Raw genomic sequence first — 16867 nt, 5'->3', positions numbered from 1 at the left:
CTAATTCCTTATGAATGAAAATAACCGTTTCATGCCTTTCAGCTGTTTTTCGTTCTTATTGAGTATTATGTTAGAGATTGCTCTCATTTCTTTAATAATCGGTTGCTTGCTAGAGTGAGTGGCAAGTAGTTCGCCTAAATTGGTTGAAGCGCTCACTGATTGAAAGTCATTAGGAACTAAAAGCAGCTCATCAATATGCAGTGATTTTTTTATTTCATCAGGTGTTATTTCAATCTTCTTTGAATAACGATTAACAATAATCTTAAATTTATTGTCATTAACCCCTAAAAGATGTTTTATTTGTTTGATTAAATTTGCAGCCTCTCTGATTGCTGGTACATTCTGTTGCACAACGATAAAAATATATTCGGCTTCTGATAGGGCTGGCAAAGTGAACTTTTCTATACCGCGCGACATATCTATAATTATATGTTCAAAGTTAGCCCTCAATTTAGTTAGAAATTGGTTAAATGCAAGAGGGGAGTGTGTGGGTATAGTGTCAAACAATTTGTCTTTACGACTGGAAATAAAACGTAACCCTGATTTATGTTTTGATAGCAGCCCTTGTAAAGCGTATTCATCAAGTTCGTCTGTTTGTTCTAAGGCGTCACTGAGTGTGAATTTTGAACTGGTTGAGAGTAAATCCGATATACAGCCAAATTGGGCATCTGTATCAATGAGTACTGGTGGAGAGGTATGCTGTAACGTTACCATATGTGCGACAGTTGTCGATATTATAGATGCACCCATTCCGCCTTTTGCATTAATAAAAACACTTACTTTTCCTAATGTAACGTTGTTTTTCTTTATCGCGGCACAATCAAAAAATACCTGATCCAGCTCTTCTTCACCAAATGGAATTGTTAATACATCCTTAACGCCAAATTTAAGCGCTTGACGCATTATGGTTGTATCTGCATGGTCAACCAGTAATACAATATCGGGTATCAGTGAGTCTTGTTTTAGCGTCTGTTTTAGCGATATGGTAAGTGCTTGCCAGTCATCTTTTCCATCCATTAGAATTAAATCAGGTGTGGTTGATTCTTTTAATTGACTTAAACTGTGCTCGACTTCTGAGCTAGTGATACTGATAAACTTTGCATTCGACCACTGTGAAATGTAAGCGGAAAGGTGAGATGTGAATTGAACATTATTACTAATAACCCAGCCATTTAAAAGGGTCACTAATGGTTGCTTAGCACTCTTTGTTTTATTTTCTACTGCTTGTAAATTATTCATACTTCACCATTCTTTAGCAGTCAGATAAGCCGGTACGAGTAACGCCTAAACTTTCCCGAGGTAATTGGGTTGTGAAACTGGGGGCGGAAAAATCAACACCAAAGGTAGCCAGTGGAATAATTAAATTTATTTCGTAGTCTATGATTCTTGCTTCGACAAACCTAATGGTAAGAAATGTTGACTCATCTGTTAATGAGTCAGTAATTTCTTCACCACTACTGTCCAAATATATGATCTGGATATTGTTTGCCGTAAAGTTTGGTAATGGCACATCATTAATAATAGCAGCAGTTAATATGTCGGCTTGCTCTGCGGTGGTAACTTGGCACACACTGGCTAATCGTGCGGTACGCCTGCTAGTTTCATTTAGCACATGCCAAGTAAACATTAAACGCCCAAATTCAATGATTGCAAAGATAATGATAAAAAATAAAGTTGCGACAATACTGAACTCTACAATGGTTATTCCACGTTGTCTTTTATTTAGCGTTAATGATTTCATTACAGTACCCTCATCGTATAACTAGACGTCATAGTAAAGTTGAGAGAAGTATCATCACCAGAAAAAAAATTAGGTAATACTGATAACACAGGTTGAAAAGGGTAAGCCACCTCAACCTGTACATAATTATTATCTAGAGTGACAGAAACATGATTAGTGGTTAGTAAGGGGAGTAAACTATCGTTACCTACGCCGATTGTACCGTAAACAATAAGATTACTGGCTTGAGTTACCTGTGAGTCTGTTAACGAATAAACACCAGTTGTTCCAGATGCAATCACATTGGCAAGGTAGCGAGTGCTATCGCGGCTCAATTTCTCTAATTCTGAATATTGATAAAAGGCACGGCCCAGTTCTAAGATCGATAGAAGTAATATTAATAAAACGGGTAGAATTATAGTAAATTCTACCATGGCCAAGCCTTGTTGAACTCGTATTCTTTTCATTATGAATCCTCACTATCAGGATCATTAAACAGTACAATCTTATAAGGGCCTTTATCATTGGGAGCCATTCCGGGCTCCCCTGTATTGTTACGGCAATTTTTGATGAACTCACCAACGATCCATGAACCATTACCTTGCCCATTACTCTTATCAACGTGATTGGTTGCACTTACAGGCTGTACCAGAAAGAAGCAAGCGAAGCCCTTGAAGGGAACAGCTGTTCTGCCAGGTTTGGGTATGGCGTCACAGTCAATAATCGGAACGGTGAGGATACGGCGAAAATCACGCCCGCAACTACCATCAAGGCAGGCATCATAGCTTTGATTCTTTTCTTCTATATAGTAATCCATATACTGATCAAAATAGCTTCCACTATCTAGAGGCGCTTGTGTAGTTTGATAGCTAGCAACCCCACTGTCATCCGTTTCTGTGAGGACCTGAAGAGGGTTGGCTTTATCGTATTCGGGGTGTGTATCTGGATAATATGTCTTGTTACCGATTTTATCCTCAAAGAAGCGGGAATCTATAGCCAATGAGGGACCAACCTTGTTGCCCGGTTCAGATGTGATTGTTTCATTACTAAAATCTAAGCATGCGTCATAATCACCGGCCAGAGCTTTTTTATAGGCATCTGCCCCTTTATTTAGATTACCGTCAGCATCGTATAGCGCCATTGGCATGAAATTACCAGCACCGATACTGGAGTCATTTTGTAATGATGCTTTAAGTACGTGCAGTGAACCTTGTTCATAGCCTGAAATGTTGCTGCCATCCTCGCCAGTATCCGGCCCTTGGCAAACACTGAGGGGTACGATGTTACAGGTTCCTCCCAAACTGCTACTCGGTCCGGCTACAGCTGAAGATCTTGCTGACATATCAATATTAAAGATGATAACAAGGTAATCAGCTACATCAACATCTTCTATGCGCACTCTTACATACGGTGAGGTGGTAGTACTTGTTGATGAATCGAAGGGCAGTGATTCTGAAAATTCATAATGAATATCAGTGCCATCAATGGTCATGGAACCAAAACCATCTAATATAAGGTTATTATTAATGGCTTCATTTCCAGCCAGAATAGCCGCAGCTTGATCACCCCCTGAAGCAATCGCTTTTGCAGCGCTAAGGGCGGCCGAATCGACTAGATTTTGCAGTTTACCTTTGGATAAAATCAAATTACCGACATCTAGAGCAAGCGCGCCCGCACCAATTAAAACGACCATGGCTAATGTTGCAAAAATGGCCACTACGCCTTTCTGAGCGCGGTAGGGCGATGCATTAATCCGTCTAATAACCATGGAAACTCCTTATTCTCTGCAATATATCTATTGGCTTTCTTATGACTCGTCGATTAATGTTTTATTTTTTAAGTCTTTTCCTTCCTTCCCTTCATTGCCAGAAGTGATTGCTTTCGATGCTTTTTTACCACTGTAAGGAGGAGAACCCACCGGTACTTTATTTTCAGCTAATGGATCGACAGTTTGCATGCGGAGCATTTTATTTCGACTATCACCCAAGTTAAATTCGTTCGAGCAACTTGATACAGAAACAGCCATAACAAAGGTCACAAGCATAATAATTTTCATCATTTTATCCCTTATAATTGATGCCCAAATCGACCTTCAGAACCCGCATCAGGTGCAATACTGTAACTTGAAGAGGTAGACGTTTGTGTATAGCTATTCTCTGCTGGTGCATTACGTTTTAGTTCACTCATACGACCCAGTAAGTAGTATTCCCAATCGTTGGGTTCAACAAAATTATCTGTTGGTAGAGTAATATCTTGTTTACGTACAGGTTTGGCTAAGCGAGGGGTAACAAGAATGACAAGTTCAGTTTCACCTTTACGAAATGATTGGCTACGAAATAATTGACCAATAATGGGTAAATCACCTAAACCAGGCAGCTTTTCTACGACATCAGTAATGTTTTCATTGAGTAACCCAGCAATACCGATTGTTTGACCATTACCAAGTTCTATGGTTGTTTTGGCTCCACGCTTTGAAAGGGAAGGAACAAAAAATTGAGTATTAGTACCACTAGGAGCTATAGAAACGGCATTTTGGTTCGATATTTCACTCACTTCGATATTCAAAGCGAGGTTGATGCTGTCGGCAGACATTACGGTAGGAATAAATTTTAAAGCGACACCAAATTCTTTAAACTCAATGGTAATATTTTCATCATTCGGAACCGGTATCGGGAATTCACCCCCAGAAATAAACTCTGCTTCTTCACCACTTATGGCGGTTAAGGTGGGTTCTGCTAATACTTTGGCTAACCCATTTGTTTTTGCTATGTCAAAAGCGGCAGCAAAGAGGGTGTTACTGCTTAAGAAACTTGCGAATAAACCGTTATCGTCAATGCTTAGTGGGTTTGAAATTGCGGCATCTATAATGGGATCTATTATACCTACATTACTAGGCACACTTGCTCCGCCACTTGCTCCTCCCCATGTCCAATTTCCGCTTTGATGGGCAAAAACAAATTTAGAATCAAATTCACGCACCAATGATCGCTGTACCTCGGCGACGGTAACCTCTAACATGACTTGATGTGAGCCACCAACAGCCATTAAATTAATAATTTCACCGTCAGCTGTGAAGGTGTTTGCTATTTCAACCGCGGTCGCGATTTTATCAGCGCTAGAGACCTCACCACTTAGCACTAATTTATTTTGGCTGGTATAAACTGAAATTTTTTCATTGGGCATGAATTCATATAACTTGGATTTTAACGCGTTCAAGTCGTGCGTAACTTCGACATCTAATACTGTGATTAATTGATCTCTTGAATCCCAAATTATGACGTTGGTGGTGCCGAATTGCTTGCCTAACACATAAATCTTGTTTGAACGAAGAATTAAAATATCGGCAATCGCTGGGTTACCAACAGATATTTTCTTTGCTCTTCCTGGAATTTCAACCAAACGTGATTTATTGTGTGGTACTGAGATACTTTCAGTTCTAGTCGCACTAACATTGGTAGAAAAAAATAAACTGAAAGACAGAATACTTATAAAAATCATGCATTTGTTGTAAAGGGCTTTTATCGCTGTAAATTCCATTTTATTGACTCCATGTGACTATATGCGTACGTTGACACGACTTGTGTCAGTCCCTTTAATAATGGTTACTGCATCGGTTGTGCGACGATAAACACGCTTTTTTTGTTCAATATCATTGGGATTACGCAGTGAAAGCTGTAATTCACCTTTAGATTTAGCTGTGACTAAAGACTCAGCTTGTTTCGGGGTTAATTCTAATGTGACAGCACGAACAATAACGGGTTTTGAATCATCTGTTCGGGCTGTTTGATCGACTGCGAGAATTTTAATTTTCTTTAATACTGTTATAGCGTTGTTTGATTTTTCTTTGGTGTAGATAACATCGACAAAATCACCGGGTAATAAGAATCCTGCTACACCAATAACATCATTCACTCGAATGGTAACGGCGCGCATATTCGGTGAAATTAAAGCGGCAAGCGTTGTCCCTTCTCCAGGCGTTACAAGGCGTTCTTTTCGTAATAGGTCACCTTCAAATATTTCATTCTGAGCAAGCATACCCACGACTTGTTCTGGTGTTTCATACCCTTTACTTTTTACTAGATCTGTAGGGTAGTATTCGATGCTAAGATGCTTAGCTTCAATTTTTGTGCCCAGTGGAATTCTTTGTTGAGCCGTTACTCTTGGTACTTTAGCTTCTTCTTTCATGACTTCTTTTATTTGAACTTCAACCTCTGTAACTTGCTCTGCAGGTTTAGTTTGCGCATTGAGGTTGGCTTGTTTTGATTGTAACCAGTTGTTAGCCAATATTAGCGCGCCAAGACCCATCATGATTGAAATGAATAAGGTCAGAAATATCTTGCCTTTAGCCATGTGTACCTCCTAATACATCATGCTCAGCACGATCAACAAAGTAGCTGCTCCAGACACTATCAATAAGTGATGGGGTTATATGTTTTTCAAGCTGGAAAAAATCAATTTGATTGCGACACATGGTCACAAGATCCCTTGGGTAGCAAGGTAATAACGGAATATTATGATTCTTATGGAGGGTGTCGATAACATGCTTAAGGCTTTCACTTGGAATGCTTAAATCATGAAATAAACCCTGTTGTTGCCATAGATATTGATAATCACTAATCGATATCGGTTCAAATTCAATTTTGTAACCAATACGACGAAGAAAAGCATCGTCGGCAAGCTTGGCTGGGTGAATGTTAGAAGAAAAAACTAATACTTGCTCGAATGGAATGTCGAAGTGTTCACCTGAAGCCATAGCAAGGTAATCGATTTTTTCTTCTAAAGGAACAATCCAGCGATTGAGTATTGTATCTACAGAGACTCTTTGACGACCAAGATCATCAATGAGAAAAATACCGTTATTGGCTTTCATTTGAAGCGGGGCGCGGTTTATTTTATGGGCTATATCATAAGAGACTTCAAACATTTTATCGGTTAGCTCACCACCGACCACGACTTCAGGCCGTTTACATAAAAGTAGGCGCTCATCATGCCCGCTATCTAGGCGTAAACTTTGCGCTGAGCTTGCGGGTGTAGAACTCACTTTCTCATGAATAATCGGGTCGTAAACTTGTAATATTTGATGCCCGATACACACTGAATGAGGAATATAGACGTTAGAATTGAACATTCTTACAAGGCGACGAGAAACATAAGTTTTACCCGTGCCCGGCAAACCGTAAATAAATATGGCTCTGCCTGAGTTAAGTGCAGGCCCTAACTGACCAACCAATTTTTCTGGCAATATTAAATCGCTTAACCCTTCTTTGAGGCTTTTAGGCGTCACCGATTCTTTATTTAAGCTTTGTGAGGTAACAATTTTTTTATAAAGTGAAAGAGGAATAGGGGTCGGCCCAAGATATCCATCGCGTTGTAACTCATGCTGGGAAAATAACATCCCTTTCTTGGTTAGCGCATAACGGATACCTTTATCGATTCTTAAATCAGACCGCACTTCAACGAGCGCTTCTGCTTTGAGTTTTTGAGCTAAAATATCGATAAGGTTACCGGGTAATGCCATCGACAGTGAAAGGTGAGGCACATCTAAATCAATGGCTTGAGATAAATGTTTTAACAGTAAACTTTCAAGTAGCCGTGAAGGAATGCCCGTTTGCTCAATGGTTCGTGGTTTAGGAAGCAAATCATTAGGATTCGTTGATTCAGCGATAACTGAAGAAGCAGAATGCATCATAGATTAGCCTCATAATTAAAACATATAAAATTCGCAATAGAGTGTGGCGAGTAAAATAGCCCCACCCATAGGAACAGCATTTATCGCAATGGAATCAGCTTCAGGTGACTGATAGAATTGATAAACGATAATATTTGCCCAGCGTCTAAAGTTGGGTATGAAGTCATGTTTACAAATCATTAATAGTAATGATAATGCCCCGGAAAAAACGACAGACATCGAAATTAATAACAATATGTTAGGGAAGCCAACCACAATACCCAGAGCCGCGAGCAGTTTTGCATCCCCAGCGCCAAATAGGCCGAGATAATGCAATATAATAGAAACCAATAAGCCTACAATAAGCCCTAATAAGGCGTCGGTAAGGTAATGAAAATCGAGTGATCCTATTGCCAATGATGACATTATTGCTTGAGTTAACCCAAGAAAAATTAAAACAATAATGGCATGATTAGGTATTTTATTCTCTCTAAGGTCATAGAGGGCAGAATAAATAACAACGCTAAGGATCACTATATTCATTATCAGACTCGCTAAATACTATAATTTATTATTAAGGAGTAGGTGTACCACCAATATCAGTGGTTATACCGTCTATCACGTCACCAACAGCGCCGCCTAAATCTGTAAATGCCGTTACGACAGCAGCCCCAACAAGTGATCCTGCAATCGCATATTCAACCGTTGTTAGTCCTTCTTCGTCTTTCCAAAATTCGATTAGAGACTGTTTGAAATTCTGCATGGTAATACTCCTGTAAGGTTTTAATGTTGCTTGTCTAACAACCCAAGCTAATTTAACAATAGTTCAGCCCATATTTTTTTGTGGTATTTTTTTGACACTTAAATAATATTAATTCTAACTATATGTTTTAAAGTGTAAAAAATATTTATTTAATATTTAAACATACACAATTACTATTAGTTGAGTTTCATATTAATTTGCCTTAAAAGCTAGGCGTTTTGTACTTATTATTTGAATCCAGCGGCGGTATTGCTAAGTGTTGGAATTAATTAATAAAAATTCATTGGTGCTGGGTTTTATTAATAATGTTGTCTGTTTTTTTAGTCATTTAGCAAGATTTTAAAGCCAAGTTATTTTACGTTGCTCAATTATAAAAGTACCGGATTAGTAAGGTGAGCTTTATCTTCATTTTTGGTTGTGACGATAACTTCTATACTGTATTTAGCGAAATTAATTTGTTGTTTCAATTATTAAGATGTATATACAAAGAAACTAAATGCGAATGAATATCATTTGTGGTATTTTGGTGAGATATTAACGTAGTAGGAACAGACAGAATGAAGACTATAATTTCTCGTTGGCTATCAAGAGACCCTGATCCTAAAACTCGAGAAGAGCTAGAAAGGTTGATTGATTCGCAAGAGTCAGTCGAGTTAGAAGATCGATTTAATGGTCGTTTAGAGTTTGGTACCGCAGGTTTAAGAGGGATTGTTGGTGCTGGGCCTAATCGAATGAATCGTTTAGTGATCCAAGAAACTGCCATTGGTTTAGCACATTATTTAAAAGCACAAGAGCATGATGCTGAATATCGTGGGGTGGTAATTGGTTACGATGGTAGACCCGACTCAAAGCAATTTGCTTGCGATGCGGCATCAGCATTAACGGCTCACGGCATAAAGGTTTACCTTACGATACGCGTTGCGGCCACACCTCTTGTTGCATTTGGGGTTAAACACCTAGGCACAGCCGCTGGTATTGTGGTGACCGCCAGCCATAACCCACCAGCTTACAATGGCTTTAAAGTATATTGGGGCAATGGGGCGCAAATTATTCCACCGCATGATTCAGGTATTGCCGCTGAAATTGATGCTGCCGCGCAACAAGAACTGCATTTAATGGATTTAGAAATAGCCCATCAACAAGGGCTATTAGTGTGGCTTGATGATGATTTCTACCAAGAATACCGTCGAACCATGAATGAAAACCCATTACTTTCAAATCATACTCAACCTGATGGTATCAGCCTTGCCTATACCGCCATGCATGGTGTTGGTGCGAATATGGCAGAAACCCTGTTACACGATGCAGGCTTTAATCATGTTTATAGTGTCGCTGCACAACGTGAGCCTGATGGTGCATTCCCTACAGTTAATTTCCCCAATCCTGAAGAACCAGGTGCGATGGATATGGTGATAGCTGAAGCAAAAAAACATGGTGCGACTTTAGCGTGTGCCAATGACCCAGATGCAGATCGCTTTGCCGTTGCTGTGCAGCTAGATAATGACGAATACAAAATGCTAACGGGTGATCAAGTCGGCGTACTATTTGGTCATTATTTGTTATCGCATGTAAAATCTGAGCAAAACTTAGTCGGTGCGACGATCGTATCTTCAAGCTTATTAGAGCAAATAGCGAAATCTGCTGGTGCTAATTATTATCAAACACTAACGGGGTTTAAGTGGTTAACGAATGTAGGCATGAAACAAGAAACGGAAACCAGTCAATTCTTATTCGCTTATGAAGAAGCCTTGGGTTATACCGTCGGTAGTGAAGTGTGGGATAAAGATGGTTTGTCGGCTTTGGTGGCATTTGCACAATTAACCGCAGAGTTAGCCAGTAACGGACAAACAATATGGGATCAACTCGAGGCGATTTATCGTGAGCATGGTTTGTACCTTAATGCTCAGCGAAGTATTGCACTCGACCCATCAGCGCCGCCTATTGGCGATAAGTTACGCGCTAACCCTGTAATGCAGATTGCAGGCCAAACTGTTTTGCAAACCGATGATTTAAAGTCATCTAAGCGAATGTTTCAAGATGGGACGTTTGAAGATATAGATTTACCCGAGAGTGATGTATTGATTTACCATTTAGACAGTGGGGCACGTGTTGTCGTACGTCCTTCTGGAACAGAACCCAAGTTAAAATGCTACTACGAAGTTGTAGAACCAATGATTCATGAAGATACGCTTGAGCATGCTCAGCAACGTGCAGAGTCTGCAATGAATGATTTGATCTTGCAGCATCAGGCATCTATTGCCAGCTAGTTATAGCACTGAACACGTATACCTGTTTCAGGACTCGATACTATTTTTCGATGCCCATTAAAAAAGCCGCTGAGTGCGGCTTTTTTGTTTTATGCGTGTTTGCTCTTACAAATTAAATGATTGTTATATTGAGTAATTGTTATTTCTTGTCGCTGAGTTCTGCATATTTGTGCAATAACTCAGTCAGTACCTTAATCCAGCCAAAAGCATTATCAGGCGCGTCGACTAAAATAGTTTCAACTTGCTCACAGTGCTGTTCAAGTGTGACTGCTGCTTCAAGGTTGAATGACATCGCATAAAAATGCCACAGAATAAGACGAGTCATACGAATAGCATTCTGATTTGCATTTTCTGAATCAGAGAACGCAACTTTTACTTCACCTAATGCGATAGACGTCATACGTAACATGGCATCTAGTTGAGCTGAGCGCATACGCTCGTCACTATCGATTTCTTCTTGATCGAACGTGAACAATTCCTGCATAACATCTTCAGGTACCATGCGGCTAATAACACGGTGACTAAATTCTTCTAGCTCGTGGCGTGGCATAGTCAACAGGCATTCAAGTTTGTAGTCGCGTTCCATAGTTATTCTCAGCAATTGTTCAATATATATTTATCGCATTAACGATAAACGGGCGCGTATTTTGAGGGATTTTCTATTGAATTACCATCTTTATAGTTAAAGTGCTTTTGTTTGTGCATGCTTTGGTCTATGCATGTTTTGCTAACATTGCGCTCTGACAAAAGCATGACACTTATAGGGCGCTTATTCCTTATTATGCGCCCATTAGAGCTCTCTCAAAAGATTGTGGGCCAATTACACAGCAGGGTAAGACTCAGGCGTTATCTGAGCAATAAGTACTATTTATGACGATGTCAGATAAACACAAACAGCACGAACCAAGCTCACCACTTGATGATTCTAAGACAGCACCAAAATCAGCGTCTTCCGACGGTAAGCAACCTATTTCTACGTCACCAAAGAAGACGAAACGTGTGTGGATTAAGCGCTCGCTGATTGGTGCCGTAATAATGGGTACGGTTAGCATGGTATGGATGGGCTTTTCACTCAACCAAACCGTAAGTGAAAAATTTGAAGGGCAGCTTTGGCAGTTACCTTCGGTTGTCTATGCGCGTGAACTGACTCTTCAGCCGGGTGCTCCAATTCGATTTGATGATTTAGTTAACGAACTTAAGGTCTTAAAATACAGAAAAGTTGCCTCACCAAAGCAAAGTGGTGAGTATTCGGTAAGCCGTCAGCGTGTTGAGTTTGTACGTCGTCCTTTTGAATTTAAAGAAGGCATTGAAGGCGCTCGACATGTTGTGGTTGATTTTGACTATGCATCGATTAAACGCATTTCAGAAATCGAGTCAAACCGAGAATTAGGCTTTCTTCGTGTAGAGCCTAAAATGCTAGGTATGTTAGAAGCAAAAGCCGAAGAGCAACGTATTTATTTACCGAAAGATGAAATGCCTGAGCCATTAATTCAAGCTTTGCTCACGACAGAAGATCGCAATTTTTATGAGCATGATGGTGTTTCTCCCGTTGCGATTGCGCGTGCGTTTTTAGCTAATCTAAAAGCGGGTAGAACCGTTCAAGGTGGTAGTACACTTACCCAGCAGCTTGCTAAAAACCTTTTCTTAAGTAGTGAACGTAGTTTATGGCGTAAGTTCAAAGAAGCGTACATGGCGTTAATCATTGATTATCGTTATGACAAAGATCAGATCCTTGATGGCTACTTAAACCAAGTGTATTTAGCACAAAGTGGGGCAGATGCTATTCATGGATTTGCGTTGGGATCACGTTTCTATTTTGGACGTCCTTTGTCTGAGTTACGTGTCGATCAGCAAGCTTTGCTGGTGGGGCTAGTAAAGGGTCCATCATATTATAATCCATGGCGATACCCTGAGCGTGCGAAACAACGTCGTGATTTAATTCTCAGCTTGATGGTAGATTCAAAACAGCTAGAGCCAGCAGATTATGAAGCCGCAATAAAGTTACCATTAGATTTACAAGAAAAAGGTCAGATTGCTAATCGACAGCCTGCGTATTTTGAGCAAATTAAACGAGAACTAAAAGCGAATGTTGGAGATGATTATCAGCCAGACAAAGGTTTACGATTATTCACATCGCTCGATCCTTTATCGCAAGAAAAAGCAGAACTCGCGGTTCGACAGGCGGTGCCCAAATTAGAGAAAAAAGCAGGTAAAGAACTAGAAACTGCCGTTGTTATTGCCGATCGTATGTCTGGCGAAATTCGAGCAATGGTAGGCGGAAGTCGTCCGGGATATGCTGGCTTTAACCGTGCAATTGATGCCAAACGCCAGATTGGTTCTATCGTTAAACCTGCCATCTATCTTGCTGCACTTGAACAGCCAGAACGTTTTTCTCTCGCAACAAGCTTGAAAGATCGACCGCTTACGTTAAAAGGAGCTAAAGGTGAGAATTGGTCGCCACGTAACTATGATCGTCAATATCGTGGTGAAGTGCCGTTGTATCAAGCTTTAGCTAAGTCTTATAATATTCCTACCGTGAACCTTGGTTTGGCTGTTGGGCTTGATACCGTGATTGATACGCTTGATAAACTGGGTGTCGATCGAAAAGAAGTGCCCAAGTTACCATCTATGTTATTAGGCGCATTTACATTAACACCATTGCAAGTAACCCAGATGTATCAAACCATTGCGAGTGGTGGTCATAAAGCCGAGCTAACAGCATTAAGCGCCGTAACAGATGGCAAAGGCAATATCATTTACCAAAATTGGCCAACATCATCAGCTGCCGTACCTGCACAAGCTGCTTGGTTAACGATGTATGGTATGCAAAAAGTAGTTTCGACTGGTACTGGTCGTTATTTGAATGCACAATTTCCCTCATCACATTTAGCGGGTAAAACCGGTACGACAGATAAAAGTCGTGATAGCTGGTATGTTGGCATTGATGGACGTGAAGTGGTGACAGTTTGGATGGGGCGAGATGACAATAAGGGGATTAATCTAACGGGTTCTTCTGGGGCTTTAAGGTTGTATTCTGATTATATTAAGCAGCGTGATCCTGAAGCATTAGTGTTACGTCGCCCTGCTCAAATTACCAACTTCACATACAGTCAATCACAGAATGGTACATATTCAGCCAGTTGTGTGGGGCAAAGTAAGTTGCCAGCATGGGATCCAAAAGGAAATCTTCAACCAAGTTGCGTTAAGAGTGTGGAAGGCTTTTTACAAAAATTGTTTAATTGGTAATACGGCATTTTACAGATTACCTGAAACGAGTGAGTTTTTACGTTAGAATAGCCGACTTTTCTCGTTTCGAATTGAATTAGGCGACAAAATTAATGCCATTATTACAAGCTATGCGTTTATTAAAGTCTTCTGTGCATCCTGATATTGCAGGTTTAGATGGCACTGTTTTTCATCGTAAAGCGGCTCGCGGTATCATTCTTGACGGTGAAAATATTCTTATGCTTTATACCGCTCGTTATCATGATTACACTTTACCCGGTGGTGGTATTGATGACGGTGAAGATGCAGTAATGGGCTTGATTAGAGAGCTTCAAGAAGAAACTGGTGCGCAAAATATTCGTGATATTCGTGCATTTGGTATTTATGAAGAATACCGACCTTGGTATAAGCCTGAATTTGATATCGTTCATATGGAATCATATTGTTTTGTATGTACCATTGATGCTGAACTTGGTGAGACACGCTTTGAAGATTACGAAATCAAAAATGGGATGAAACCTGTTTGGATGAATATCCATAAGGCGATTGCCCATAACGAAGAGACGATAGCCAATAGTGATAAAAAAGGCATGTCGATAGAACGTGAAACTTTTTTATTGAAATTGATCGTCGATGAGTTGTTATCGTCATCAGCATTAACATCTGAATTAAAGAAAGCGAGCTAATAGCTTTGTTCAAGTAAAGGCTTATTGTTTCTTATCTTTTGTTTATAAAGAGCCTGCATGATTGCAGGCTTTTTTGTGGTAAAAATTTAGGTTTTGTAATCAGAGCAAGCTCTAAAAATCAGATGAAAAGACTTTAATGGGGTATTTTTAGCCTATAGTCATGAAATCGGTTTAAATAATCACAGGGCGGTTTATGAAGCTTTTAAAATATATATTTCTATCAACAGGTATCGCATTAGTCAGCTTTTCATCATCGGTGTTGGCAGATTGGACACTTAGCCCGACAGATTCGAATATTAACTTTATGTCGGTGAAAAATGCTGCAGTAACAGAAATGCATCAATTTAGAAATGTGAGTGGTTCAGTAACTGATAACGGTGACGTTAAAATCTCGATAGACCTTACTAGCGTCGATACTGCGATATCAATCCGTGATGATCGAATGAAAGAGATGTTATTTGAAACCGGGCAATTCCCTGTTGCGACCCTAAGTGCAACTGTAGATTCTGATGCATTATCAGACTTGTCTGCTGGAAAGACGATGCCGGTTGAGGTTGAATTTGATCTCGATTTACACGGTAATAAACAACTATTAACGGCTAACCTGCAAGTGACAGGGCTTGAAAATGGTGGGTTACAAGTTAATTCAATTAACTCTATCGTGATCGATTCTGCGGCTTTTAAGCTGGATGGTGGTGTTGCAGCCTTACAACAAGTGGCAAAGCTTAATTCTATCGCAACAAGCGTACCTGTAAACGTGCAGCTTTTTTTTATGAAAAAGAATTAGCACTATATAACCCCCGTTATAGAAAGCCGCAGTTTATTGACTAAATAGCGTGCGGCTTTTTGTTATCGCTATACCCAAGTCACCTCAAGATGCTAGCCCTGTCAAAGTAACTCAATACGCTCTCTTCTGTATTCAATACTCTGAATGGACGGTTAATCTTGCGTTTTACGCTTGCTTTGGTATCTATGTGTTTAGTGATATCGTTGCCTTTAAAGCAGAGTGACAGTCGTTATTAAGGGATTAAAATGAATCAAATTACGTTAGATGGATCATCTATAACACCAAACAAGGTGGTTTGTGTTGGGCGAAATTATGTAGAGCATATTCATGAACTGGGTAATGAAGTACCAAATGAAATGGTACTATTTGTAAAACCTAACTCTGCTATATCTTCATCCTTACTTGCATCACATAATGGCGATGAACTGCATTATGAAGGAGAGATCTCTTTCCTTTATCAAAATGGTAAGTTCAGTGCCGTGGCGTTCGGCATTGATTTAACAAAACGCAGTATACAAAATGTTTTGAAATCGAAATCTCTTCCGTGGGAACGCAGCAAAGCGTTTAATGGTTCAGCTGTATTCAGTGAATTTGTATCATTACAACCTGAAGCGTCTTTATTGGGTTTAACGTTAAGTATCAATAATACGTTAATTCAAGAAGGTGATACTCAATTAATGCTCTATAAGCCCGATGAGATATTAGCTGAAATACAAACTTTCATGGCATTAACGAATGGTGATATCGTCATGACAGGCACACCCAAAGGCGTGGGTAAAATAATCGCGGGTGATGTGTATATCGGTACAGTGACACAAAATGGAAAAACGCTGGTTAGCCAGCAATGGACTGCAAGCGTATAATCTTCGCATACAAGCAGTTACAGCAGTGTAAGTGCTTAAAGAACCCTAGCATCAGTTAAATGCGGATAAATAACTTTATGTTTCAAAAAGAACACCTAATCAAACTAGCCAATATGAAAATGCCATTTGGAAAGTACAGTGGGCGAGTATTGATTGACCTACCTGAGGAATATTTGCTGTGGTTTCGAAAGCAAGGCTTTCCAGAGGGAGAGTTAGGCACGCTAATGGCATTGGCGCTGGAGTTTAAAATTGAAGGGTTAGAATCGGTGATTCGGCCTTTGAGGTGTGATTAGTCGCAGGTTCAATTCAATCAAATCATTGAGTGCTCACAAAAGAAAAAGGTACAGCTTATGCCGTACCTTTTTCATATGTTCTTATAGTAGAAGCGTCGGTAACACAGACACTTTACAGTCACAGCATGTAATCGATTAGTACTTACCTAGGTAAGCGTAACCTGTTGTGAATGCAGCTTCTTGGAACTGACGTAGACCCGTTGCACGGAAATCAATTCCCATCGGGTTACGCTTAAGCTTTTGCTTAATATCAGCGTTTGTCATGAAGTCTACTTCAAGACCTTCAATTAACTGAATCGCTGATTCTAGTTTAAAGCCAACAGAACTACCTGCGAACTTACCACGTGTTTCACGAGTACGAATAACAACACGCTCAACTTTGTAATCATCCAATAGCTTTTTAAATGCGAATTGGAAATCTCTCATTTGTTCGTTATCAAGAGAGTCCTGCATGATGAACTTCTGAGTACGACACTGAGGAAGATCGAACAGACCATCTTTTAGAGAAAGAAGACAAATAATTGCCTCGTTGCTTCGTAACTCAACAGCACAAATTTTCATGTAAACACCTAATCATTTTTCTAGCTGAACATTG

At 39.9% G+C, this 16867-nt stretch carries 18 protein-coding genes; 6 read left to right on the top strand and 12 right to left on the bottom strand.

Annotation, left to right across the window (positions count from 1 at the left end; genetic code table 11):
- From C9J47_RS18575 to C9J47_RS18530, 10 genes are read right to left on the bottom strand one after another with little or no spacing between them, the layout of a single operon-like run.
- Nucleotides 1-1239, bottom strand: a complete 1239-nt coding sequence (locus tag C9J47_RS18575) for a CpaE/TadZ family protein (protein WP_107254824.1) — start codon at nt 1237-1239, stop codon at nt 1-3.
- Between the two features lie 13 nt (nt 1240-1252).
- Entirely contained in the window at nt 1253-1741 is a 489-nt protein-coding gene (locus C9J47_RS18570) for a TadE/TadG family type IV pilus assembly protein (RefSeq protein WP_107254823.1), read from the bottom strand.
- Nucleotides 1741-2187, bottom strand: a complete 447-nt coding sequence (locus C9J47_RS18565) for a TadE/TadG family type IV pilus assembly protein (protein WP_107254822.1) — start codon at nt 2185-2187, stop codon at nt 1741-1743. The genes C9J47_RS18570 and C9J47_RS18565 overlap by 1 nt, the downstream gene beginning before the upstream one ends.
- Nucleotides 2187-3488 (bottom strand): pilus assembly protein TadG-related protein, encoded by a 1302-nt coding sequence (locus tag C9J47_RS18560; protein WP_107254821.1) that lies wholly within the window; start codon nt 3486-3488, stop codon nt 2187-2189. Before C9J47_RS18560 ends, C9J47_RS18565 begins: the two co-directional genes overlap by 1 nt.
- Nucleotides 3489-3527: 39 nt before the next feature.
- Nucleotides 3528-3779 (bottom strand): hypothetical protein, encoded by a 252-nt coding sequence (locus tag C9J47_RS18555; RefSeq protein WP_245903526.1) that lies wholly within the window; start codon nt 3777-3779, stop codon nt 3528-3530.
- A gap of 8 nt (nt 3780-3787) precedes the next feature.
- On the bottom strand, nt 3788-5257 hold the full coding sequence (locus C9J47_RS18550) for a type II and III secretion system protein family protein (protein WP_107254819.1): 1470 nt from the start codon (nt 5255-5257) through the stop codon (nt 3788-3790).
- An 18-nt stretch (nt 5258-5275) separates the two neighbouring features.
- Nucleotides 5276-6070 carry a Flp pilus assembly protein CpaB gene (gene cpaB / locus C9J47_RS18545; RefSeq protein WP_107254818.1) on the bottom strand — a complete coding sequence of 265 codons (795 nt, stop codon included), beginning with the start codon at nt 6068-6070 and terminating at the stop codon, nt 5276-5278.
- Nucleotides 6063-7409, bottom strand: coding sequence for an orc1/cdc6 family replication initiation protein (locus tag C9J47_RS18540; protein WP_107254817.1), 1347 nt, complete (start codon nt 7407-7409; stop codon nt 6063-6065). The genes cpaB and C9J47_RS18540 overlap by 8 nt, the downstream gene beginning before the upstream one ends.
- Before the next feature lie 15 nt (nt 7410-7424).
- Entirely contained in the window at nt 7425-7931 is a 507-nt protein-coding gene (locus tag C9J47_RS18535; protein WP_107254816.1) for an A24 family peptidase, read from the bottom strand.
- A gap of 31 nt (nt 7932-7962) precedes the next feature.
- The gene (locus C9J47_RS18530) at nt 7963-8151 is read right to left on the bottom strand and encodes a Flp family type IVb pilin (RefSeq protein ID WP_107254815.1); all 189 of its coding nucleotides are present in this window, start codon (nt 8149-8151) and stop codon (nt 7963-7965) included.
- Between the two features lie 557 nt (nt 8152-8708).
- On the opposite strand from C9J47_RS18530, the gene C9J47_RS18525 reads away from it, so the two are divergent.
- On the top strand, nt 8709-10418 hold the full coding sequence (locus tag C9J47_RS18525) for a phospho-sugar mutase (protein WP_107254814.1): 1710 nt from the start codon (nt 8709-8711) through the stop codon (nt 10416-10418).
- A 139-nt stretch (nt 10419-10557) separates the two neighbouring features.
- On the opposite strand, the gene C9J47_RS18520 is transcribed toward C9J47_RS18525, so the two are convergent.
- A complete protein-coding gene (locus C9J47_RS18520) occupies nt 10558-11004 on the bottom strand; it encodes an exoribonuclease R (RefSeq protein ID WP_107254813.1) in 447 nt (148 codons plus the stop codon).
- Nucleotides 11005-11294: 290 nt separating this feature from the next.
- Here C9J47_RS18520 and mrcB point away from each other — a divergent pair, with 290 nt between their 5' ends.
- The 5 genes from mrcB (at nt 11295) to C9J47_RS18495 (ending at nt 16272) form a co-directional block, all read left to right on the top strand.
- Nucleotides 11295-13664 carry a penicillin-binding protein 1B gene (gene mrcB, locus C9J47_RS18515; protein ID WP_425440609.1) on the top strand — a complete coding sequence of 790 codons (2370 nt, stop codon included), beginning with the start codon at nt 11295-11297 and terminating at the stop codon, nt 13662-13664.
- Between the two features lie 110 nt (nt 13665-13774).
- The gene (locus C9J47_RS18510) at nt 13775-14329 is read left to right on the top strand and encodes an NUDIX hydrolase (protein WP_170107545.1); all 555 of its coding nucleotides are present in this window, start codon (nt 13775-13777) and stop codon (nt 14327-14329) included.
- Between the two features lie 193 nt (nt 14330-14522).
- A complete protein-coding gene (locus tag C9J47_RS18505) occupies nt 14523-15116 on the top strand; it encodes a YceI family protein (RefSeq protein ID WP_107254810.1) in 594 nt (197 codons plus the stop codon).
- A 245-nt stretch (nt 15117-15361) separates the two neighbouring features.
- Nucleotides 15362-15979 (top strand): fumarylacetoacetate hydrolase family protein, encoded by a 618-nt coding sequence (locus tag C9J47_RS18500; protein ID WP_107254809.1) that lies wholly within the window; start codon nt 15362-15364, stop codon nt 15977-15979.
- Between the two features lie 77 nt (nt 15980-16056).
- On the top strand, nt 16057-16272 hold the full coding sequence (locus tag C9J47_RS18495; RefSeq protein ID WP_107254855.1) for a DUF3820 family protein: 216 nt from the start codon (nt 16057-16059) through the stop codon (nt 16270-16272).
- Between the two features lie 135 nt (nt 16273-16407).
- Here the strand turns inward: C9J47_RS18495 and C9J47_RS18490 are convergent, their stop codons facing one another.
- A complete protein-coding gene (locus C9J47_RS18490) occupies nt 16408-16833 on the bottom strand; it encodes a DUF3010 family protein (protein ID WP_006229337.1) in 426 nt (141 codons plus the stop codon).
- Between the last annotated feature and the right edge of the window lie 34 nt (nt 16834-16867).

Origin of the sequence: Photobacterium indicum (assembly GCF_003026215.1) — a bacterium.
Lineage (GTDB): Bacteria > Pseudomonadota > Gammaproteobacteria > Enterobacterales > Vibrionaceae > Photobacterium > Photobacterium indicum.
The sequence above is the reverse complement of the archived record's forward strand: the minus strand, read 5'-3'. Positions and strand labels throughout refer to the sequence as shown.